7 protein-coding genes, 13 tRNA genes, 4 rRNA genes, 2 pseudogenes and 5 other annotated features are annotated in these 22,180 nt (G+C 48.4%); of the genes and pseudogenes, 1 reads left to right on the top strand and 25 read right to left on the bottom strand.

Translation table 11 applies throughout. The features are described from left to right. Window positions 1-36: 36 nt before the first annotated feature. The 5 genes and pseudogenes from BN1067_RS03825 to sigW form a co-directional block, all read right to left on the bottom strand. Complete coding sequence (locus BN1067_RS03825) at window positions 37-1,275, bottom strand: CdaR family protein (RefSeq protein WP_053217576.1); 1,239 nt, start codon at window positions 1,273-1,275, stop codon at window positions 37-39. Then, on the bottom strand, window positions 1,268-2,095 hold the full coding sequence (gene cdaA, locus BN1067_RS03830; protein ID WP_053217577.1) for a diadenylate cyclase CdaA: 828 nt from the start codon (window positions 2,093-2,095) through the stop codon (window positions 1,268-1,270). The genes BN1067_RS03825 and cdaA overlap by 8 nt, the downstream gene beginning before the upstream one ends. 231 nt (window positions 2,096-2,326) lie before the next feature. After that, window positions 2,327-2,791: an anti-sigma factor gene (locus BN1067_RS03835; protein ID WP_324777811.1), complete on the bottom strand. Its 465-nt coding sequence runs from the start codon at window positions 2,789-2,791 to the stop codon at window positions 2,327-2,329. Window positions 2,792-2,836: 45 nt separating this feature from the next. Continuing rightward, window positions 2,837-2,938: pseudogene (locus tag BN1067_RS20480) on the bottom strand (anti-sigma factor family protein); the annotation flags it as partial. Between the two features lie 16 nt (window positions 2,939-2,954). Further along, window positions 2,955-3,518, bottom strand: a complete 564-nt coding sequence (gene sigW / locus BN1067_RS03840; protein WP_053217579.1) for an RNA polymerase sigma factor SigW — start codon at window positions 3,516-3,518, stop codon at window positions 2,955-2,957. A gap of 179 nt (window positions 3,519-3,697) precedes the next feature. Between sigW and BN1067_RS03845 the strand changes: the two genes are divergently transcribed. Next, a complete protein-coding gene (locus BN1067_RS03845) occupies window positions 3,698-3,847 on the top strand; it encodes an aspartyl-phosphate phosphatase Spo0E family protein (protein WP_110943292.1) in 150 nt (49 codons plus the stop codon). Between the two features lie 55 nt (window positions 3,848-3,902). Here the strand turns inward: BN1067_RS03845 and rocF are convergent, their stop codons facing one another. From rocF to BN1067_RS03950, 20 genes and pseudogenes are all read right to left on the bottom strand, one after another. Continuing rightward, complete coding sequence (gene rocF / locus BN1067_RS03850; protein WP_267893595.1) at window positions 3,903-4,808, bottom strand: arginase; 906 nt, start codon at window positions 4,806-4,808, stop codon at window positions 3,903-3,905. A gap of 289 nt (window positions 4,809-5,097) precedes the next feature. Then, window positions 5,098-5,170, bottom strand: a tRNA-Ala gene (locus tag BN1067_RS03855). A 4-nt stretch (window positions 5,171-5,174) separates the two neighbouring features. Then, a tRNA-Gly gene (locus BN1067_RS03860) sits at window positions 5,175-5,249 on the bottom strand. Between the two features lie 6 nt (window positions 5,250-5,255). Further along, window positions 5,256-5,337, bottom strand: a tRNA-Leu gene (locus BN1067_RS03865). A 72-nt stretch (window positions 5,338-5,409) separates the two neighbouring features. Beyond that, window positions 5,410-5,482, bottom strand: a tRNA-Lys gene (locus BN1067_RS03870). A 25-nt stretch (window positions 5,483-5,507) separates the two neighbouring features. Further along, a tRNA-Gln gene (locus BN1067_RS03875) sits at window positions 5,508-5,582 on the bottom strand. A gap of 58 nt (window positions 5,583-5,640) precedes the next feature. Beyond that, window positions 5,641-5,726: transfer RNA gene (locus BN1067_RS03880), tRNA-Tyr, on the bottom strand. A gap of 54 nt (window positions 5,727-5,780) precedes the next feature. Then, window positions 5,781-5,856: transfer RNA gene (locus BN1067_RS03885), tRNA-Thr, on the bottom strand. Window positions 5,857-5,859: 3 nt separating this feature from the next. Continuing rightward, window positions 5,860-5,935: transfer RNA gene (locus BN1067_RS03890), tRNA-Val, on the bottom strand. Window positions 5,936-5,949: 14 nt separating this feature from the next. Then, window positions 5,950-6,065 (bottom strand): 5S ribosomal RNA (rrf, locus tag BN1067_RS03895). Between the two features lie 316 nt (window positions 6,066-6,381). Beyond that, window positions 6,382-7,251: a sequence feature (23S ribosomal RNA rRNA prediction is too short), on the bottom strand. A gap of 33 nt (window positions 7,252-7,284) precedes the next feature. After that, window positions 7,285-7,359 (bottom strand) — tRNA-Glu (locus tag BN1067_RS03900). Window positions 7,360-7,699: 340 nt separating this feature from the next. Further along, a complete protein-coding gene (locus BN1067_RS03905; RefSeq protein WP_053217671.1) occupies window positions 7,700-12,019 on the bottom strand; it encodes a S8 family serine peptidase in 4,320 nt (1,439 codons plus the stop codon). 724 nt (window positions 12,020-12,743) lie between these two features. Then, window positions 12,744-13,028, bottom strand: a pseudogene (locus BN1067_RS03915) (transposase); the annotation flags it as partial. Window positions 13,029-13,278: 250 nt separating this feature from the next. Beyond that, window positions 13,279-13,351, bottom strand: a tRNA-Thr gene (locus BN1067_RS03920). Between the two features lie 3 nt (window positions 13,352-13,354). Next, window positions 13,355-13,429 (bottom strand) — tRNA-Asn (locus BN1067_RS03925). A 7-nt stretch (window positions 13,430-13,436) separates the two neighbouring features. Then, a 5S ribosomal RNA gene (rrf, locus tag BN1067_RS03930) occupies window positions 13,437-13,552 on the bottom strand. A 399-nt stretch (window positions 13,553-13,951) separates the two neighbouring features. Next, window positions 13,952-14,821: a sequence feature (23S ribosomal RNA rRNA prediction is too short), on the bottom strand. 3 nt (window positions 14,822-14,824) lie between these two features. Then, window positions 14,825-15,541: a sequence feature (23S ribosomal RNA rRNA prediction is too short), on the bottom strand. A 13-nt stretch (window positions 15,542-15,554) separates the two neighbouring features. Then, window positions 15,555-18,303 (bottom strand): 23S ribosomal RNA (locus BN1067_RS20670). A gap of 310 nt (window positions 18,304-18,613) precedes the next feature. Then, window positions 18,614-19,338: a sequence feature (23S ribosomal RNA rRNA prediction is too short), on the bottom strand. Between the two features lie 7 nt (window positions 19,339-19,345). Further along, window positions 19,346-19,900 (bottom strand) — a sequence feature (23S ribosomal RNA rRNA prediction is too short). Window positions 19,901-20,119: 219 nt separating this feature from the next. Beyond that, window positions 20,120-20,195: transfer RNA gene (locus BN1067_RS03940), tRNA-Ala, on the bottom strand. A 7-nt stretch (window positions 20,196-20,202) separates the two neighbouring features. Continuing rightward, a tRNA-Ile gene (locus BN1067_RS03945) sits at window positions 20,203-20,279 on the bottom strand. Window positions 20,280-20,433: 154 nt separating this feature from the next. After that, window positions 20,434-21,999, bottom strand: a 16S ribosomal RNA gene (locus tag BN1067_RS03950). Window positions 22,000-22,180: the final 181 nt, after the last annotated feature.

Consider the following 22,180-nt stretch of genomic DNA (forward strand, 5'->3'; position numbering starts at 1 on the left):
GATGTACCTCTCCTTTATATACCTTCACGTTAAATATCATTCTATCTGGACGGTTACTTCTTCAAATTCTGGCTCGACTGCTATTCCGTCGGGACCGCTAATACTAACTGGCAGCTCATGCTCCCCCTCAGCCAGATCCCCGGCATCAATGGTTAGTTGAAAATCGCTAGCTGAAACCCCTTCAAGCTCTTCTTCTGTTCCAAGAGCTGTTAAATCCATTTCCTCTTCCTCCGGTTCAACAAAGGTTATTGTCGCATTCTCCGGAAGATTGCGTACATCGATTGGAATGTTTTCAACGCTTGTTTTTTCTGTACGCTCTAGTTCAATCTTGACTTGGACCTGTTCTGGCTCCAGCAGGCGTATTTCTGAATTCGCAGCCAGACTTACCTCCATTGTAGTCGCTTCCGTAATCTTGGAAAGGTCAATTTCCTCGGTTTCAACCTGCTCTATGTTTGCCAGGTTTTCCTCAGAAGCATACACTTTGACATCGCTAGGTTCTACTTCCATCGATTTGATCGCGTAGCCATCCGGCAACTCACCCCTGGTCACCGTCTCGACAGGTACTTCTTTATTTGGACTGTTGATATCGACAGATACCTCTACCGTTTCCGGCTCTACCCGGACGCTTAGTTCATTACCCTGGCTGTCATAGACCTTCACCGGAACTTCTCTAGATTCAATCGGCTTATCGACATCCTTCAAATCGACGTATGCTTTTACGACTGCAACCTTGTCGACCTCTGATTGCGAACTGGTAATTTCCACCGTCTCAGGTTCTGCAGAAGCATTGCCGATTTCAAATCCATCGGCTAATTGACTTGGATTGATATAATCTACATTAACGGGGAATGACTCTGTAGCCCGGTCCTCAATGGTCACTTCAGCAGTCTTTGGCTCCATATCGACGTTAATATCACTCGGGATGCCGGAATATTGGATTTCGACATTATGGGTCCCCGGTTCAAGTCCCTGCAGGTCAACAAAAACCTCAAATGGTCTTTGTCTCACTAAAGGGGTTATAGAACTATTCGGCCCTTCCACACTCATATTGACGGTTTGGGGGACACCGCTTACGACATAACTGTCTTCTTCAATTTCAATATTTACCGGTACATTGTTCATCGTTTCTATCTGTTCTGAACCACTTGGAATGAAGGTTTTCGAGTCATCTGCCGGTGCTATATTATCGTCCAGCCTTACTGCCGTGAATAACAATATCGCCATAGCCAATGACAATCCCCGGATGACCCAGGGGCTTTTCAGCCAATTATCCATTCTTCTTCCCCCTCCAGTTCCAGCTTTTTGCCATAGGGGATTTTGCCGTAATATCCAGTTCTTGTTGAAGCATTTCAATCAGTTTCTCCTGATCCAAATCCCGGTGCAGTTCACCGTTTTTCGTACAAGAGATTTGGCCGGTTTCTTCCGATACCACCACGGTCAACGCATCGGTAACCTCGCTGATACCCATGGCAGCTCTATGTCTCGTCCCCAATTCCTTTGAAATAAAGGGGTTTTCCGATAGTGGTAAATAACAAGCAGCAGCGATGATTTGTTCATTTTTCAAAATGACAGCCCCATCGTGTAAAGGCGTGTTAGGAATAAAGATATTCGTCAACAATTCATTCGTGAGTCTCCCATTGATCGGGATCCCTGTTTCTACGTAATCTCCCATTGGGGTTTCCCTTTCAATGGTTATAAGAGCACCGATTCTTCGTTTTGCCATATAATTGCATGATTTTACAATGGCGTCGATATTCCGCTTTAGCAATTCCTCCTCGGAAGTCGTGTTCCGTGAAAAAAAGCTCCCCCGTCCCAGTTGCTCCAACGCACGTCGCAACTCTGGCTGAAACAGGATAATGATGCCCAGGAACCCCCAGGTGATCGCCTGCCACATCAACCAATTGACGGTTCTCAAGTCAAGTACGCTCTCACTGCTCAAAAACCAAATTCCGAGCACAACAAAGATACCCTTTAACAACTGAATGGCCTTGGTGCCTCTGATTAACATGATCAATTTATATAAAACATACCAGACAAGGGCAATATCTATTCCGATTCTTAGTAACCCAAGTACGTCGAGTCCCCCATCAAACATGTTTCCACGTCCTTCTATGCATGAAATCTTCTTCCTATCTGTTGATTGATAACGCTATGTACTTGCATTTTAATCCCTGTCACTGGAATTCTCAAGTACCATCCCTCCGGACAAGCTATTTTATTATATCATATCTATACTTTATTCAATAATCGCTCTTACATGTTTGTATTTCCTTCTTTTGGATAATATAAAACCTTTGCCGGACAAGAACGGCAAAGGTTTGGTTCATCAATCCTTCCACGAAAATACACTTTTTGCGATATCCTTGATGTGATACCAAATCCAATCAAACACTTGATTAACTTCTTTTAGGTCGCCGGAAACCTGTCCGGCAGAAGCCATGAGGTGATCGCCATTGATGATCACCACGTCACCGTTTACTTCACCCTCTATTTTCAAATCTCCGTTTTTCACAACCAAATCCCCATCTACTACCACATCTTCTGGGACAATGACTGTATCATCCTTGATAATTAAATTCTGTTGTTTAGAAACGGACAACTGTCCATCCTGGTTCCAGGCAGAGAAAATCCCGCTAAACATAAACAAAAAGAATATCGCGGCTGCCGTTATAATCGGGTGGGCTCTGAACCAGCGCATATAGCCAACCCGTTTTTTCTCCTTTGGCAGACTTTCCATCACCTTTGCTGTAAAACCGGCTGGCGCCTGAATTTCACTACCGCTTTTAAGCATCGTAACCGTCCTTTTTAACTCGTGGAAATGCTTCTGACACGCTTCACAGGACTGCAAGTGGTGGCGTAGCTTATTTTCTTGTTCCTTAGATAAGTTTCCGTCTAGATATATATGCATGAGGTTAACAATTTCTTTATCGCAGCTCATCTGTATTCACACTCCTTTACACGTGGCGAAGCCGTTTTCTCAGTGCTTCCCTGCCTCGATGAATCCTCGTTTTAACCGTCCCCATCGGAATATCCAATATCTCACTAATCTCTTGTAAAGACAATTCATCGAGATACCTCAAGGCAATCACTCCCCGGTACTTGGGCGGAAGCGCCATGATTTCCTGTTGAATATAACTCTGCAGTTCCAGGCTTTCCACTTCTTCTTCGGGTAATGCTTGTTCTGCGGGCAATTGCGAATACATATCCAATCCATCTGTACCTTTTACTTCAGCATCCAGAAAATAATCAGGCTTTTTCTTCCGTATTCTGTCAATCGACAAGTTGGTCGCGATCCGATACAACCAGGTAGAAAATTTTCGTCTTTCGTCAAAGGTATGGATATTAACATAGGCGCGAATAAAAGCTTCTTGTGCTATATCTTCTGCTTCGTGACTGTTACCCAACATACGGTAACATATTTGGTATACTTTATTTTGATAAAAGGAAACGACATCCTCAAATGCTGATTGGTCTCCTTTTTTTACCTGCTTAATTTTTTGCTTTATCATCATATCCATTTCTAAATACCTCCGCTACATTTGCGGTCACTACCTATACGAGTGACAGACATTTGAGGTTTCATATTTTCTATATATTTTTTTATCAAAAAAAATGATAAAAAATCAAAAAAGTGTTTATAGGTCTATTAAACCGGGTAAATAATAACAACTACATTATATCAGTTCAGGAGGAAGGTATGGATATTAAATTGTATTTGTTGGAAAAAATTGAAACATGTCGCACAGAAATGCTCGAATTGTCCCGTCAAAAAGAGCTTACCTCCGAGGCAGTGGTTTCTGCCAGCACCCGGCTTGATTACTGGCTAAATGAATACGAGAAAGTATAACCCATTTTACACAAACAAAAAACCCCGCTTTTCAGCTAGGGCCACAACTTTAAAACTACTTTAATTTTTCTCCAAATAGAGAACCCATCAACCCGACAGCTATTACGGCTGTTTTATTTTTTTCATCCAGAATAGGATTGACTTCTACAAACTCAGCAGAAGTGATCATATCTGTTTCTGCAAGCATTTCCATAGCCAAATGACTTTCCCGATAGCTTAATCCTCCAATGACTGGGGTGCCGACACCAGGCGCGTCTCCTGGGTCAAGTCCATCTAAATCCAGACTGAGATGTACGCCGTCAGTGCGTTCCTTCAAATAATCAATCACTTCCGTAATTACAGCAGACATTCCCATTCGATCCACTTCATGCATCGTATATACCTTGACGCCTTTTTCCCGGATGAGTTCTTTTTCTCCTTCATCCAAAGAACGCGCGCCGATAATAACAATGTTTTCCGGTTTTAGTTTTGGCTGATAGCCTAATATACTGGTTAGACGTTCATGACCCAAGCCAAGGTTCACGGCCAGCGGCATGCCGTGAATGTTTCCCGACGGCGACGTCTCTGCCGTGTTTAAATCTCCGTGCGCATCATACCAGATGACCCCAAGGTTTTCGTAATGCTTGGCTATACCGGCCAGACTACCAATAGCTATACTATGGTCCCCACCCAATACTAACGGAAACTTACCGGTGGCCACAGCTTTATCCACCTGTTTGGCAAGCAGTTCATTTCCTTCGGCAACCTGGCTTAAATTCCGCAAGTTGTCTTGCAATTGCTCTGCACCCCGACTCGGACGGGAGATTTTGATATCCCCCAAATCTTCAATTTGAAAATGCAAGGCCTCCAACGTTTCGATTACCCCTGCATAACGCATGGCACTTGGCCCCATATCGACTCCTCGCCTGTTTTGCCCCAAATCCATTGGTACACCTATAATCGATATCTGCTTGTTAACCACAATACTTCCCCCTCCCAATTGGTCGTCCTCCGAAGCTTAAGCATCCGCTTTCATTTTATCGGAACAAAAATTTCGGTTCTCCCTATACTCATTTTAGTCAAAGAAACAGGAATGACTCAACTGAACAAAAAACTGTATATATATACGGATTAGTAGGATGCGAATCTTCCATACGAAGGGAAGGACTTTGGTGAATGGTTTAAGGGGGAGTTACCGCCTATATGTGAAAAAGCATAAAAAAAGAGTGAAACCACTGTCAAACAGCAATTTCACTCTCTTTTGGTAAAGATGGAGCCTAGCGGGATCGAACCGCTGACCTCCTGCGTGCAAAGCAGGCGCTCTCCCAGCTGAGCTAAGGCCCCCTATTGGAGCGGAAGACGGGATTCGAACCCGCGACCCCCACCTTGGCAAGGTGGTGTTCTACCACTGAACTACTTCCGCATTAGATGCGGATGGAGGGACTTGAACCCCCACGTCCGAAGACACTAGAGCCTGATTCTAGCGCGTCTGCCAATTCCGCCACATCCGCAAAATTTAATGGCAATAAAGTAAGACATGGAGGACTCTGGATTCCAGGCTAGTCCTTTTGAAAACTTTTTGATGAGCCATGGAGGGCTCGAACCTCCGACCCTCTGATTAAAAGTCAGATGCTCTACCAACTGAGCTAATGGCTCAAAACTATTCTTTTTAAAAAGAAAATGGCTGGGCTAGCTGGATTCGAACCAGCGAATCACGGGATCAAAACCCGATGCCTTACCGCTTGGCTATAGCCCATTAAAAACAAAATCAGTGCCATATGCTCGCACTTTTTTCATTTTTCACAAGTTGTAAATGGTGGAGGGAGTAGGACTCGAACCTACGAACCCGATGGGAGCGGATTTACAGTCCGCCGCGTTTGGCCAACTTCGCTATCCCTCCATGTATTTTCAACCCTATTATAAACTTTAGAAAGCTTGTTATTCAAATAAAAACTGGTGCCGGCCAGAGGACTTGAACCCCCAACCTACTGATTACAAGTCAGTTGCTCTACCAATTGAGCTAGGCCGGCAAATGGTGGAGGATGCAGGGCTCGAACCTGCGACCCCCTGCTTGTAAGGCAGGTGCTCTCCCAGCTGAGCTAATCCTCCAACAAAAATTAAATGCCTGGCGGCGTCCTACTCTCGCAGGGGCAAAGCCCCAACTACCATGGGCGCTGGAGAGCTTAACTTCTGTGTTCGGCATGGGAACAGGTGTGACCTCTCCGCTATTGCCACCAGACATTATGTAATTTTAAGGACAAGATATATTATATAAACATTAAGGCGAAAAAGCAAGCCTTTTTTTGTTTTCCTATATGACTTGTTCCTTCAAAACTAGATAAGAGGGAAGACATTCAACGAACATTGGCACGTTTTTTTAATCCAGCTCTGCGGGCTAGATGCTCGCGACGCTTTTTGTTTTAATCCAGCTCCGACTCCCAAGTCCTCGCTGTATAAGCAATTCCTCTACAAGGCTGAAACCCAGCCTTGTCGCGGTCTTACTTATCCAGTCGGACCTTAACGGTCGTCTCCGCTTTTTGTTTTAAGTTAAGTCCTCGATCGATTAGTATCCGTCAGCTGCACGTGTCACCACGCTTCCACCTCGGACCTATCAACCTCATCGTCTCTGAGGGATCTTACTCATTTGAAATGATGGGAAGTCTCATCTAGAGGGGGGCTTCATGCTTAGATGCTTTCAGCACTTATCCCTTCCACACGTAGCTACCCAGCTATGCTCCTGGCGGAACAACTGGTACACCAGCGGTGTGTCCATCCCGGTCCTCTCGTACTAAGGACAGCTCCTCTCAAACTTCCAACGCCCACGACGGATAGGGACCGAACTGTCTCACGACGTTCTGAACCCAGCTCGCGTACCGCTTTAATGGGCGAACAGCCCAACCCTTGGGACCGACTACAGCCCCAGGATGCGATGAGCCGACATCGAGGTGCCAAACCTCCCCGTCGATGTGGACTCTTGGGGGAGATAAGCCTGTTATCCCCGGGGTAGCTTTTATCCGTTGAGCGACGGCCCTTCCATACGGCACCGCCGGATCACTAAGCCCGACTTTCGTCCCTGCTCGACTTGTAGGTCTCGCAGTCAAGCTCCCTTCTGCCTTTACACTCTGCGAATGATTTCCAACCATTCTGAGGGAACCTTTGGGCGCCTCCGTTACTCTTTGGGAGGCGACCGCCCCAGTCAAACTGCCCACCTGACACTGTCTCCGGACCGGATCACGGTCCTGGGTTAGAAGGTCCGTACAGCCAGGGTGGTATCCCACCGGCGCCTCCACCGAAGCTAGCGCTCCGGTTTCTAAGGCTCCCACCTATCCTGTACAAGCTGTACCAACATTCAATATCAGGCTACAGTAAAGCTCCACGGGGTCTTTCCGTCCTGTCGCGGGTAATGCGCATCTTCACGCATAGTATAATTTCACCGGGTCTCTCGTTGAGACANTATATGGTGACCCGTACGGGATTCGAACCCGTGTTACCGCCGTGAAAGGGCGGTGTCTTAACCACTTGACCAACGGGCCAGTAATTGTTTCTTTCAAACTGACAGATACTATTATAACTCAAAATCATAGTACTTGTAAAGAGTAAATTTTATTTTTTTATGTTTTCTATAACCTGACGGCTGACCTCTTTCTTAAGCACGAATATGATTATAATTGGTATTAACGATTTTGACAAGCTTTTTTTTAAAAATTTTATAGAAACAGTAAAACTTGCTATGGCGTCTGCATCACCGGAGAATTAATCCATATATCCTCTTCTGCTAGATGCTTAACTCCCCAGATAATAAAAAGGCAGCCCCTTAGTGGATCTGCACTAAGAGGCCGAGCTATTTATACGATAATAGGGGGAGGTAAAAGCTTAGTCTTCCGGGTTTATAAACAGTTTTCCTTTGGCTGCTGCTTCGCTAACATTACCATAATCATCGCCGACTTTTACTACAACTTCTGCTCCTTCCGCTATCAAGTTGGAAGTCGCTGTCCAGTAACCAACATAATGCCCGTCTTCCGTTTCCGTCATCGGAAGTTCCGTTGCATTGTTGGATAAATTGGTTAAAGGCATCTTAATGTAGAACGTGGCATCCAAATCTGCCTCGGAATCAAATTCGATCTTCACCGTTTCACCTGCTTGAAGAGTGACATCTTCTTCTGGTGTAACGTTGCTGATCTCCGGTGCGGTCAATTTTGCATCAATGGTGATTGTTTTAACACGGGCATTGCCAGCCTTGTCAACCGCCCGAACTTTAATTTCATTCTCGCCTTCATCCAAGAGAATTCGCTTGGAAAACGCCCCATCTTCTCCGACGTCGGCTTTCTGACCGTTGACCAAGATTTTATCAAGGTTAATTTCCTCTACTTCGCCAGTTACATTCACTACTTCTTTATTTGTTTTTTCTCCATCTTCCGGCGAGGTGATGGTTATTCCTGGCTTCTGTTGATCTAGTGTGATGACAACAGGATCTGAAGGATCCGTAGAACCATTGTCGGTTGACGAAACAGCTGTCAGAGAGTTCGCTCCTGATTCAAGCGTCACTTCAGCTGAGAACGTTCCATCTTCCCCAACTTCTGTTACTGCTGCTTCTTCTTCATTGTTATAGACAGTTAAAGTCGTAGCCGGAGCAGCACTTCCAGTAACCGTCACGACTTCTTCGTTTGTATAACTGTTATTAGACGGTGATTCAATAACTGGTGCTTCGGCTGCGTAATTCACCAATGCCCGAATCATATAATTTCCTTCAGATTCAGGTGTTGGACTCCAACCCCCGTCCACGAGCTGCCAGCTTCTTCCGGCGTTTTCTCCATCTTCATCGGTGCCTAATCCAGGCGTGTTTGGATTTGGCTGGGTTTGAATATAGACCATATAGAAATCCCCGGATACAGAAATACCTTTATCAGCTAAGTCCACGTGCGTCCATTCGCCGTTTCGCAATGCTGTAGCATCGTATGGCCCGCCAAGCTTTTGGCCTGGAGATCCATCAGGACCACTGGCATCGTAGACAGCTACTTGGAACTCCTCACCACCCGGGACCGGCCAATCTTCTGTCCAGAATCGGAAAAGCCCGCCTGTAACCATGGCCGATTCCTGTCCATCTGCCAGCGACATTTTTACAGCCCAGCCGTTGCCAGCATCGTAGAATGCACGGGCATTCTCTGCCGTTCCATCGTCATACCCGATTTCTCCCGGATATCCAATGAATGGATCCATTTCAATTGTCAACTCAGTGGTTTCATCTGCTTCAATGGAAACAGAAACTTCTTTAGCGTGAAAGTTAGGAGCCATTACACGAATCGTATAATCACCTTCGTATGCTTCTATGGAGTAAGAACCTTCTCCGTCTGTTTCAACAGGATCGACAGCTGCATCCTCGACAACCATCAATGTAGCACCCTCGATCGGTTCTCCAGTTTCTTCATTAATTACTTGGCCGGATACGGTTCCAGTTGGAATCGGATTTAACGTGAAGTTCGCTTCTACAGAACCTTCTTCCGGAACATCAACCGCCTGTTCCTCGGCATAATACCCATATGCATCCGCCTGAAGGGTGTATTCCCCTGCACCATGCAGCAGACGGAAACTTCCATCAGCTGGATTTGTGTTTACGGAACGATCTGTTTCCAGTACAGTGACAGTTGCATCCAATGGTAACAGGTTCGGCTGATACTGCTCATCCGTTTCCCCTTTAGCCAACTGTGGTGCCGTCACATCTTTCACTTTTGAAGGTGAAAGCTTTTTAGGGTTGACTTTCTTTTTCTTCTCTACCTTCTTATCGGCGGTTTCGTTTACTTGCATACCTGCTAGTACTTTCTCCGTTTTACTTTTATGAAGGGAAGCAGTAGAACTCTCTGCCTGATCAGACAATTCGACATCGTCAATATACCATCCTTCACGAACTACGCTGAAATCCGTATCAACATGGAAACCTACGAAGACCTGCTGTCCGGCATAGTCGGAAAGGTCAATTTCGGTAGCAGACCAACTGTCTGTCGTACCGTTAAATTCCTCCAATTGGTCCCAGTTTTCCATGTCAGTCGATACTACCACATGACCATAATCATAATTGTTTTCCAAATTGAACCATGTTTTAAATTGAAGGAACGTTTCCCCTTCCGGTACTTCCACCGGCGGCATTACTAACGTCATATTAGCATTATTGTCATAGTCCCCGGTCAGATTTGTACCATATACCTTTTCTCCAGATGCCGCTTCCTCTGGCCCTGACTCCGGTACACCCCATTGCCAAGAATTGTTCTCCCCAAAGGACAGCCATCCTACCGGGTTTGTTTCAAAGTCTTCCTCATAGCCAGTAGAGATTGCTTCTTTAATGGCAACTTGATAGACCTCGGATTCCACATCATTTTCTCCAAAGTCAGAAACAGCCCATTTGTATTCCAGCATGTCACCACCGATTGCATCACCAGGAATCACTGCTTGATACGTACCAGCTGTATAATCACCTCGAATCAACTCCGTTGTGACCGTTTCCCAGTTACCGCCGTCAAGGCGATATTTCAGTTCGACCGAGCCAACACTGACATTATCGCTCACTTCTGCCACGAGTGACAGCGGCACGCCTTCGTATGTTTCCGCTGGCGCTTCATGTTCGATAACTGGCTCTTCGTTATCTTCACCATCTTTGTAAACATTGCCAGTGATTTCACCAACTCCGCTGACCACAGCGGATACAGCATTGAATGCATTGACAATGCCGTTGCCAAATCCTTCATTCGGATCCTCAGGGTATTGGTCGCTTGTGGTTGTATCTGCCGTTTCTTGCAGAATCTCTCTTACATCTCCTACGGATAAGGAACTATCAGCCTGTAGTAACAAGGCTGCAGTAGCTGCAACGCCTGGTGCGGCCATAGAAGTTCCGTTCCATCCGCTCTCGTAATTGCTGCCTGGTACAGAAGAACGAATGTTCACACCAGGTGCAGCGATATCCGGCTTTATTTCTCCGTCATATGGAGAGGGCCCTCGAGAAGAAAAGCTGGCCAATCCATCATTTGAATCGGTAGCGGCTACCGCGATGACCTCTGGATAATTCGCCGGCGCAGCGATGGTTCCATCTCCTGGTCCGTCATTACCGGCTGAGAAAACTGGAACGATACCTGCGCTAATCCAATTCTGAACCATCGGACGATACCATTCATCCAATCCTGGACCACCGCCCCAAGAGTTGTTCACTATATCAGGCGCTGCTTCCGGATGAGAAGTTCCGTCTGAATCGACCGGAGCAAGTATCCATTCACCCGCCTCCAGTAAGTCAGCATCCGTACCACCTGCAGCGGTAAATGCTTTTACGGCCATCCATTTCGCCCCAGGAGCAACACCTATTTGGTTGGTTCCACCTTCATCAACACCAACCATCGTACCCATGGTATGTGTGCCGTGGCCCTGATCATCGTAAGGTGTTTCCTGGCCAGCTGTAGCGTCAAACCAATTCAGTTCATGATCCGTCTGGTCCGGATTGGAAGCATCGAAACCACGATATTGATGCTGCAGTGCTGGATGATCCCACTGAACACCAGTGTCGATATTGGCGATGACAACACCAGATCCGTCAATCCCCATTTCCTCCCACACTTCAGGAGCTCCAATCCGGCTGATATTCCATTCGACAGCATCCGTTTCCTTTGCCCGTTTCATTTCTTTTACCGCTTCTTGTGCAGCAGGTGCCAGCTTTCTCACCCGGTTCGGAAGAACTTTTTCCACCTCGGGCATCGCGGCAATTTCTTTCATCACTTTCTCATTACTTGTTACCGCCATCGCATTGACAATGTAATAAGAGTGAAAAGAGGAGACTTCTCCTTCCTGTTCTGCACGATTCAGGTAAGTTTGTAACGATTGCTGTGATTCTAAAGCTGTTGATTTTAGTTCTGTGACGACTGCTGATGTTTTGATTCGTTTGATTTGTGAGGCAGTTAATGAAGAATCATTTTTTTGCGCATTGGTCGATGCGTTTTTGGCAGCTTTAGTGGTGTCTGCCTGATCCTTCATCTTTACTAGGTAAGTAACTTCTTTCTTTTTCTGAAAGGAATCAGTTAAATCCTTACTGATTTTGTTCGTTATGTGTGGGTTATCCTTGATGGAAAGATTTGCTGAGGAGCCCTGTGCAGAGACAGTGGTGTAAGTAAAAAGTTGTAATACCAAAAAAGCGATCAAAGAAATGCTGAGCCATTTCATCTTTCCTCTTTTTGGCCTCAATGATATTTCCCCTTTCCTATTTTTTTAATAAAAACGCTCGTTTCACCTCCTTTAGGTATTTTTCTGATTTTTCTTAAGAAGTTACAATGATATTACTAAAACCTTCCATCCGTGGCTAGATAAAATAGCAAAAAAAGGTAATTATACTCTGTATTTGTAATATTTAGTCATGGATAAAGTCCCTGTATCTTATGGATAAAAGAGGAAATGAGGAAGATATACTCAACAGCGATTTACACGTAATCGTGACAAAAGTCTTTATCAATTTCGATTCTCTGGCAAATGTCCTGTTGTAATTTCTCCTTCCACCTTCTCTTCATCGAAAGGCTCATTCCATCAAATTGCGATTATACTTAAGCCACAGAGGTAATACTCAGACGAACGCCTGGGCCTCCTCGAAAAGCCCGCTAATGGGGTCTAGATCGCCCGTCTTACTGTAGGAGGTCTCGCTTATTTCTTCTGCTACGCTAGTTCGCTCTATAAAGTCTGGTTCTCTGTCAAATGTGGTTGTGTGATTTTTCTTCCATCCTCTCTTTATCGAAAGGCTCATTCTAAAAACAGCTACTTTACTCAGACCGCAGAGGAAATAAACTCGCTTTCCGCGGACGAACACCCGAGCCTCCTCGCAAAGCCCGCTGTGGGGTCTCGGCCGCCCGTTTTTCCGCAGGAGTCTCGCTTATTTCCTCTGCTACGCTATTTCGCTCTACAGGGCCTTTTTAACCGCTTGCTGCCACAAAATTTTATGCTTTAATCGTTCAAAGTCTTTGATTCCAAAGGAATCTCGTTTTAAAACCTTTATCGTATTGTTTATTCCCTCGATATACCCATTATTAAATGGATACATGAATGACTGTAAAATCTCTTGTTTCCAAAGCATGAACGTTCTTACACGGCGAAATGCCTCTATGTTTGAAGCACGCATCCATTTCAAACATTATTCCAGCCCTTTTCCGGCTGTCTTCTCATCACTTGTCTTAAACCATTGTTTTCTCTTTACGAAGCTCTACTCTTAAGGCGGCTTCCTTCTTCCTCTATATTCCATACATCTACTTGTTTATCTTTAATCCCCAGTCAAAGAGAGAGAATGAGTGTATTTTTTTGCACACTGCAGGAACACCCATCACAACAGGGGACACCACCACATTCAGTATAGAGCCTAAAGTCTTCATTTCAATTAGATAAAAATTCACATACAAAAAAACAGGTCTTCGCATGTGCGAAAACCTGTTTTATTTAAGAGCTTCCAGCCGGACTTGAACCGGCGACCTCTTCCTTACCATGGAAGCGCTCTACCGACTGAGCTATGGAAGCAAATGGCTCCACCGGTAGGATTCGAACCTACGACCGATCGGTTAACAGCCGATTGCTCTACCACTGAGCTACGGTGGAATAATCTGCCTGGCGGCGTCCTACTCTCGCAGGGGCAAAGCCCCAACTACCATGGGCGCTGGAGAGCTTAACTTCTGTGTTCGGCATGGGAACAGGTGTGACCTCTCCGCTATTGCCACCAGACCTGCAGGATGCAGGTCGTTCTGTGTTGTTCACAGGACGTGAACGGTCTTAACAGAACTTCCTTTAGGTGCTTTTAAGAAAGATGTACCTTCAAAACTAGATAAGAGGGAAGACATTCAATGAACATTGACACGTTTTTTTAATCCAGCTCTGCGGGCTAGATGCTCGCGTCATAAGTCATTCCCCTACAAGCCCATATTGCAGGGCTTTTCGGTGACTGGCTTATGCGTGTCGCATCTGACCAAGCCCGCGACGCTTTTTGTTTTAATCCAGCTCCGACTCCCAGGTCCTCGCTGTATAAGCAATTCCTCTACAAGGCTGAAACCCAGCCTTGTCGCGGTCTTACTTATCCAGTCGGACCTTAACGGTCGTCTCCGCTTTTTGTTTTAAGTTAAGTCCTCGATCGATTAGTATCCGTCAGCTGCACGTGTCACCACGCTTCCACCTCGGACCTATCAACCTCATCGTCTCTGAGGGATCTTACTCATTTGAAATGATGGGAAGTCTCATCTAGAGGGGGGCTTCATGCTTAGATGCTTTCAGCACTTATCCCTTCCACACGTAGCTACCCAGCTATGCTCCTGGCGGAACAACTGGTACACCAGCGGTGTGTCCATCCCGGTCCTCTCGTACTAAGGACAGCTCCTCTCAAACTTCCAACGCCCACGACGGATAGGGACCGAACTGTCTCACGACGTTCTGAACCCAGCTCGCGTACCGCTTTAATGGGCGAACAGCCCAACCCTTGGGACCGACTACAGCCCCAGGATGCGATGAGCCGACATCGAGGTGCCAAACCTCCCCGTCGATGTGGACTCTTGGGGGAGATAAGCCTGTTATCCCCGGGGTAGCTTTTATCCGTTGAGCGACGGCCCTTCCATACGGCACCGCCGGATCACTAAGCCCGACTTTCGTCCCTGCTCGACTTGTAGGTCTCGCAGTCAAGCTCCCTTCTGCCTTTACACTCTGCGAATGATTTCCAACCATTCTGAGGGAACCTTTGGGCGCCTCCGTTACTCTTTGGGAGGCGACCGCCCCAGTCAAACTGCCCACCTGACACTGTCTCCGGACCGGATCACGGTCCTGGGTTAGAAGGTCCGTACAGCCAGGGTGGTATCCCACCGGCGCCTCCACCGAAGCTAGCGCTCCGGTTTCTAAGGCTCCCACCTATCCTGTACAAGCTGTACCAACATTCAATATCAGGCTACAGTAAAGCTCCACGGGGTCTTTCCGTCCTGTCGCGGGTAATGCGCATCTTCACGCATAGTATAATTTCACCGGGTCTCTCGTTGAGACAGTGCCCAAGTCGTTGCACCTTTCGTGCGGGTCGGAACTTACCCGACAAGGAATTTCGCTACCTTAGGACCGTTATAGTTACGGCCGCCGTTTACTGGGGCTTCGGTTCAACGCTTCGCCACGAGGGCTAACGCGTCCCCTTAACCTTCCAGCACCGGGCAGGTGTCAGCCCCTATACTTCGCCTTACGGCTTCGCAGAGACCTGTGTTTTTGCTAAACAGTCGCTTGGGCCTATTCACTGCGGCTTCTCGCAAAAGAAGCACCCCTTCTCCCGAAGTTACGGGGTCATTTTGCCGAGTTCCTTAACGAGAGTTCTCCCGATCACCTTAGGATTCTCTCCTCGCCTACCTGTGTCGGTTTGCGGTACGGGCACCTCTTTCCTCACTAGAGGCTTTTCTTGGCAGTGTGAAATCAGGAACTTCGGTACTTATTTTCCCTCCTCATCACAGCTTGAGATTGCCAGACGGATTTGCCTATCTGACTCTCTTACTGCTTGAACGCACATGACCAGCAGTGCGCATTCCTTATCCTTCTGCGTCCCCCCGTCGTTCAAACGGAAAGGAGGNCGAAATCCAGTTACAGCTCCTAACAGCTAGTGTATAGTTCATCCAGCTTTTCGTACGCTCAAAGCGGCGTACTACAATCTGGCTGATCTATCCATACGCTGTTGATCAGTCGCCTTCACTTTTTGTTTTAAGTTAAGTCCTCGATCGATTAGTATCCGTCAGCTGCACGTGTCACCACGCTTCCACCTCGGACCTATCAACCTCATCGTCTCTGAGGGATCTTACTCATTTGAAATGATGGGAAGTCTCATCTAGAGGGGGGCTTCATGCTTAGATGCTTTCAGCACTTATCCCTTCCACACGTAGCTACCCAGCTATGCTCCTGGCGGAACAACTGGTACACCAGCGGTGTGTCCATCCCGGTCCTCTCGTACTAAGGACAGCTCCTCTCAAACTTCCAACGCCCACGACGGATAGGGACCGAACTGTCTCACGACGTTCTGAACCCAGCTCGCGTACCGCTTTAATGGGCGAACAGCCCAACCCTTGGGACCGACTACAGCCCCAGGATGCGATGAGCCGACATCGAGGTGCCAAACCTCCCCGTCGATGTGGACTCTTGGGGGAGATAAGCCTGTTATCCCCGGGGTAGCTTTTATCCGTTGAGCGACGGCCCTTCCATACGGCACCGCCGGATCACTAAGCCCGACTTTCGTCCCTGCTCGACTTGTAGGTCTCGCAGTCAAGCTCCCTTCTGCCTTTACACTCTGCGAATGATTTCCAACCATTCTGAGGGAACCTTTGGGCGCCTCCGTTACTCTTTGGGAGGCGACCGCCCCAGTCAAACTGCCCACCTGACACTGTCTCCGGACCGGATCACGGTCCTGGGTTAGAAGGTCCGTACAGCCAGGGTGGTATCCCACCGGCGCCTCCACCGAAGCTAGCGCTCCGGTTTCTAAGGCTCCCACCTATCCTGTACAAGCTGTACCAACATTCAATATCAGGCTACAGTAAAGCTCCACGGGGTCTTTCCGTCCTGTCGCGGGTAATGCGCATCTTCACGCATAGTATAATTTCACCGGGTCTCTCGTTGAGACAGTGCCCAAGTCGTTGCACCTTTCGTGCGGGTCGGAACTTACCCGACAAGGAATTTCGCTACCTTAGGACCGTTATAGTTACGGCCGCCGTTTACTGGGGCTTCGGTTCAACGCTTCGCCACGAGGGCTAACGCGTCCCCTTAACCTTCCAGCACCGGGCAGGTGTCAGCCCCTATACTTCGCCTTACGGCTTCGCAGAGACCTGTGTTTTTGCTAAACAGTCGCTTGGGCCTATTCACTGCGGCTTCTCGCAAAAGAAGCACCCCTTCTCCCGAAGTTACGGGGTCATTTTGCCGAGTTCCTTAACGAGAGTTCTCCCGATCACCTTAGGATTCTCTCCTCGCCTACCTGTGTCGGTTTGCGGTACGGGCACCTCTTTCCTCACTAGAGGCTTTTCTTGGCAGTGTGAAATCAGGAACTTCGGTACTTATTTTCCCTCCTCATCACAGCTTGAGATTGCCAGACGGATTTGCCTATCTGACTCTCTTACTGCTTGAACGCACATGACCAGCAGTGCGCATTCCTTATCCTTCTGCGTCCCCCCGTCGTTCAAACGGAAAGGAGGTGGTACAGGAATATCCACCTGTTGTCCATCGCCTACGCCTTTCGGCCTCGGCTTAGGTCCCGACTAACCCTGAGCGGACGAGCCTTCCTCAGGAAACCTTAGGCTTTCGGTGAAAGAGATTCTCACTCTTTTTTCGCTACTCATACCGGCATTCTCACTTCTAAGCGCTCCACCAGTCCTCACGGTCTGACTTCGCTGCACTTAGAACGCTCTCCTACCATTGTTCGTAAGAACAATCCGCAGCTTCGGTGATACGTTTAGCCCCGGTATATTTTCGGCGCAGAGTCACTCGACCAGTGAGCTATTACGCACTCTTTAAATGATGGCTGCTTCTAAGCCAACATCCTGGTTGTCTAAGCAACTCCACATCCTTTTCCACTTAACGTATACTTTGGGACCTTAGCTGGCGGTCTGGGCTGTTTCCCTTTCGACTATGAACCTTATCACCCATAGTCTGACTCCCAAGATCGAGTGGCTGGCATTCGGAGTTTGACTGAATTCGGTAACCCGATGAGGGCCCCTAGTCCAATCAGTGCTCTACCTCCAGTACTCAACTCTTGAGGCTAGCCCTAAAGCTATTTCGGAGAGAACCAGCTATCTCCGTGTTCGATTGGCATTTCACCCCTACCCACACCTCATCCCCGCGTTTTTCAACACGCGTGGGTTCGGGCCTCCAGTCAGTGTTACCTGACCTTCACCCTGGACATGGGTAGATCACACGGTTTCGGGTCTACGACCCCCTACTCAAATCGCCCTGTTCAGACTCGCTTTCGCTGCGGCTCCGTCTGTTCAACTTAACCTTGCAGGAGATCGTAACTCGCCGGTTCATTCTACAAAAGGCACGCCGTCACCCATTAACGGGCTTCGACTACTTGTAGGCACACGGTTTCAGGTTCTCTTTCACTCCCCTCCCGGGGTGCTTTTCACCTTTCCCTCACGGTACTGGTTCACTATCGGTCACTAGGGAGTATTTAGCCTTGGGAGATGGTCCTCCCGGATTCCGACGGAATTCCTCGTGTTCCGCCGTACTCAGGATCCACTCCGGAGGAAACAATCTTTCAGTTACAGGGCTCTTACCTTCTTTGGCTGATCGTTCCAGATCGATTCGCTTAAACTGTTTCTTGGTAACTCCGATGGAGTGTCCTACAACCCCAGAGAGCAAGCTCTCTGGTTTGGGCTGTTTCCGTTTCGCTCGCCGCTACTTGGGAAATCGCATTTGCTTTCTCTTCCTCCGGGTACTGAGATGTTTCAGTTCCCCGGGTCTGCCTCGCTTATCCTATGAATTCAGATAAGCGTCCTGCTCCATTACGAGCAGGGGGTNTCCCTCCTCATCACAGCTTGAGATTGCCAGACGGATTTGCCTATCTGACTCTCTTACTGCTTGAACGCACATGACCAGCAGTGCGCATTCCTTATCCTTCTGCGTCCCCCCGTCGTTCAAACGGAAAGGAGGTGGTACAGGAATATCCACCTGTTGTCCATCGCCTACGCCTTTCGGCCTCGGCTTAGGTCCCGACTAACCCTGAGCGGACGAGCCTTCCTCAGGAAACCTTAGGCTTTCGGTGAAAGAGATTCTCACTCTTTTTTCGCTACTCATACCGGCATTCTCACTTCTAAGCGCTCCACCAGTCCTCACGGTCTGACTTCGCTGCACTTAGAACGCTCTCCTACCATTGTTCGTAAGAACAATCCGCAGCTTCGGTGATACGTTTAGCCCCGGTATATTTTCGGCGCAGAGTCACTCGACCAGTGAGCTATTACGCACTCTTTAAATGATGGCTGCTTCTAAGCCAACATCCTGGTTGTCTAAGCAACTCCACATCCTTTTCCACTTAACGTATACTTTGGGACCTTAGCTGGCGGTCTGGGCTGTTTCCCTTTCGACTATGAACCTTATCACCCATAGTCTGACTCCCAAGATCGAGTGGCTGGCATTCGGAGTTTGACTGAATTCGGTAACCCGATGAGGGCCCCTAGTCCAATCAGTGCTCTACCTCCAGTACTCAACTCTTGAGGCTAGCCCTAAAGCTATTTCGGAGAGAACCAGCTATCTCCGTGTTCGATTGGCATTTCACCCCTACCCACACCTCATCCCCGCGTTTTTCAACACGCGTGGGTTCGGGCCTCCAGTCAGTGTTACCTGACCTTCACCCTGGACATGGGTAGATCACACGGTTTCGGGTCTACGACCCCCTACTCAAATCGCCCTGTTCAGACTCGCTTTCGCTGCGGCTCCGTCTGTTCAACTTAACCTTGCAGGAGATCGTAACTCGCCGGTTCATTCTACAAAAGGCACGCCGTCACCCATTAACGGGCTTCGACTACTTGTAGGCACACGGTTTCAGGTTCTCTTTCACTCCCCTCCCGGGGTGCTTTTCACCTTTCCCTCACGGTACTGGTTCACTATCGGTCACTAGGGAGTATTTAGCCTTGGGAGATGGTCCTCCCGGATTCCGACGGAATTCCTCGTGTTCCGCCGTACTCAGGATCCACTCCGGAGGAAACAATCTTTCAGTTACAGGGCTCTTACCTTCTTTGGCTGATCGTTCCAGATCGATTCGCTTAAACTGTTTCTTGGTAACTCCGATGGAGTGTCCTACAACCCCAGAGAGCAAGCTCTCTGGTTTGGGCTGTTTCCGTTTCGCTCGCCGCTACTTGGGAAATCGCATTTGCTTTCTCTTCCTCCGGGTACTGAGATGTTTCAGTTCCCCGGGTCTGCCTCGCTTATCCTATGAATTCAGATAAGCGTCCTGCTCCATTACGAGCAGGGGGTTTCCCCATTCGGAAATTCCCGGATCAACGCCTACGTACGGCTCCCCGAGACATATCGGTGTTTGTCCCGTCCTTCATCGGCTCCTAGTGCCAAGGCATCCACCGTGCGCCCTTCTTCACTTAACTTATCGTTCGTGAATGACGTGTTACTTCAATGTCGTTGAATGTCTTGCATAGTCTAGTTCCGGCTTCTACCAGCTAGCGTATAAGCAATCCATCATTTCACACGCAAAACCAACGTGCTATATGCTGTCTTACTTATCCGTACGCTGCTGAACAGTCGCCTTCACTTCCTATTTATCTTATCTAGTTTTCAAGGTACAGAGTATAATGGTGGAGCCTAGCGGGATCGAACCGCTGACCTCCTGCGTGCAAAGCAGGCGCTCTCCCAGCTGAGCTAAGGCCCCGAATGGATGGTGGGCCTGAGTGGACTTGAACCACCGACCTCACGCTTATCAGGCGTGCGCTCTAACCAACTGAGCTACAGGCCCATCCTTGCGGAGAAGATAATATTGGGTTAAGGGAGTTTGATCCCTCAAAACTGAACTAAACAACCAGTATGAGGCCTACAGGATGTAGGTCATGCCGATGTTGCAACAGGACGTTGCGAACTTAATCGGCGGTTCCGATTTAATATATCCTTAGAAAGGAGGTGATCCAGCCGCACCTTCCGATACGGCTACCTTGTTACGACTTCACCCCAATCATTGGCCCCACCTTCGGCGGCTGGCTCCAAAAAGGTTACCTCACCGACTTCGGGTGTTGCCAACTCTCGTGGTGTGACGGGCGGTGTGTACAAGGCCCGGGAACGTATTCACCGCGGCATGCTGATCCGCGATTACTAGCGATTCCGGCTTCATGCAGGCGAGTTGCAGCCTGCAATCCGAACTGAGAATGGTTTTATGGGATTTGCTTCACCTCGCGGTTTCGCTTCCCTTTGTACCATCCATTGTAGCACGTGTGTAGCCCAGGTCATAAGGGGCATGATGATTTGACGTCATCCCCACCTTCCTCCGGTTTGTCACCGGCAGTCACCCTAGAGTGCCCAACTGAATGCTGGCAACTAAGGTCAAGGGTTGCGCTCGTTGCGGGACTTAACCCAACATCTCACGACACGAGCTGACGACAACCATGCACCACCTGTCACTCTGTCCCCGAAGGGAAACCTCTATCTCTAGAGGGGTCAGAGGATGTCAAGACCTGGTAAGGTTCTTCGCGTTGCTTCGAATTAAACCACATGCTCCACCGCTTGTGCGGGCCCCCGTCAATTCTTTTGAGTTTCAGCCTTGCGGCCGTACTCCCCAGGCGGAGTGCTTAATGCGTTAACTTCAGCACTAAGGGGCGGAAACCCCCTAACACCTAGCACTCATCGTTTACGGCGTGGACTACCAGGGTATCTAATCCTGTTCGCTCCCCACGCTTTCGCGCCTCAGCGTCAGTTACAGACCAGAGAGCCGCCTTCGCCACTGGTGTTCCTCCACATATCTACGCATTTCACCGCTACACGTGGAATTCCGCTCTCCTCTTCTGTACTCAAGTTCCCCAGTTTCCAATGACCCTCCACGGTTAAGCCGTGGGCTTTCACATCAGACTTAAGGAACCGCCTGCGCGCGCTTTACGCCCAATAATTCCGGACAACGCTTGCCCCCTACGTATTACCGCGGCTGCTGGCACGTAGTTAGCCGGGGCTTCCTCGTCAGGTACCGTCAAGGTACCGCCTTGTTCAAACGGTACTTGTTCTTCCCTGACAACAGAACTTTACGATCCGAAGACCTTCATCGTTCACGCGGCGTTGCTCCGTCAGACTTTCGTCCATTGCGGAAGATTCCCTACTGCTGCCTCCCGTAGGAGTCTGGGCCGTGTCTCAGTCCCAGTGTGGCCGATCACCCTCTCAGGTCGGCTACGCATCGTTGCCTTGGTAGGCCATTACCCCACCAACTAGCTAATGCGCCGCGGGCCCATCTGTAAGTGACAGCCAAAAGGCCGCCTTTCAACTTCCCTCCATGCGGAAGAAAGTATTACCCGGTATTAGCCCCGGTTTCCCGGAGTTATCCCGATCTTACAGGCAGGTTGCCCACGTGTTACTCACCCGTCCGCCGCTCGTTCCACAGGTTTCACCCCGAAGGGATCTGCCTGCTTCCCGCGCTCGACTTGCATGTATTAGGCACGCCGCCAGCGTTCGTCCTGAGCCAAGATCAAACTCTCCATAAAATGCGAGCTTGCTTGCTCGTTCAAAAAACTAGCTTGTATATCTTGCTTGACATACTGGTTGTTTTGTTCAGTTTTCAAAGATCAAAAAATGATGTGTCGTTTTTGACGACGAAATATAATATAACATGGCTACAAGTTAGTGTCAATGTTTTTTGCAACAATTTTTTAATGATGTTGCGCA

Origin of the sequence: Virgibacillus senegalensis (assembly GCF_000821245.2) — a bacterium.
In the GTDB taxonomy this organism is placed as follows: Bacteria; Bacillota; Bacilli; order Bacillales; family Amphibacillaceae; genus Sediminibacillus; species Sediminibacillus senegalensis.

Excerpts from the sequence above, each read along its gene's own strand:
- BN1067_RS03825 (WP_053217576.1), bottom strand. The coding sequence starts at position 1,275 with ATGGATAATTGGCTGAAAAGCCCCTGGGTCATCCGGGGATTGTCATTG.
- cdaA (WP_053217577.1), bottom strand. The coding sequence starts at position 2,095 with ATGTTTGATGGGGGACTCGACGTACTTGGGTTACTAAGAATCGGAATA.
- BN1067_RS03835 (WP_324777811.1), bottom strand. The coding sequence starts at position 2,791 with ATGCTTAAAAGCGGTAGTGAAATTCAGGCGCCAGCCGGTTTTACAGCA.
- sigW (WP_053217579.1), bottom strand. The coding sequence starts at position 3,518 with ATGGATATGATGATAAAGCAAAAAATTAAGCAGGTAAAAAAAGGAGAC.
- BN1067_RS03845 (WP_110943292.1), top strand. The coding sequence starts at position 3,698 with ATGGATATTAAATTGTATTTGTTGGAAAAAATTGAAACATGTCGCACA.
- BN1067_RS03905 (WP_053217671.1), bottom strand. The coding sequence starts at position 12,019 with ATGAAATGGCTCAGCATTTCTTTGATCGCTTTTTTGGTATTACAACTT.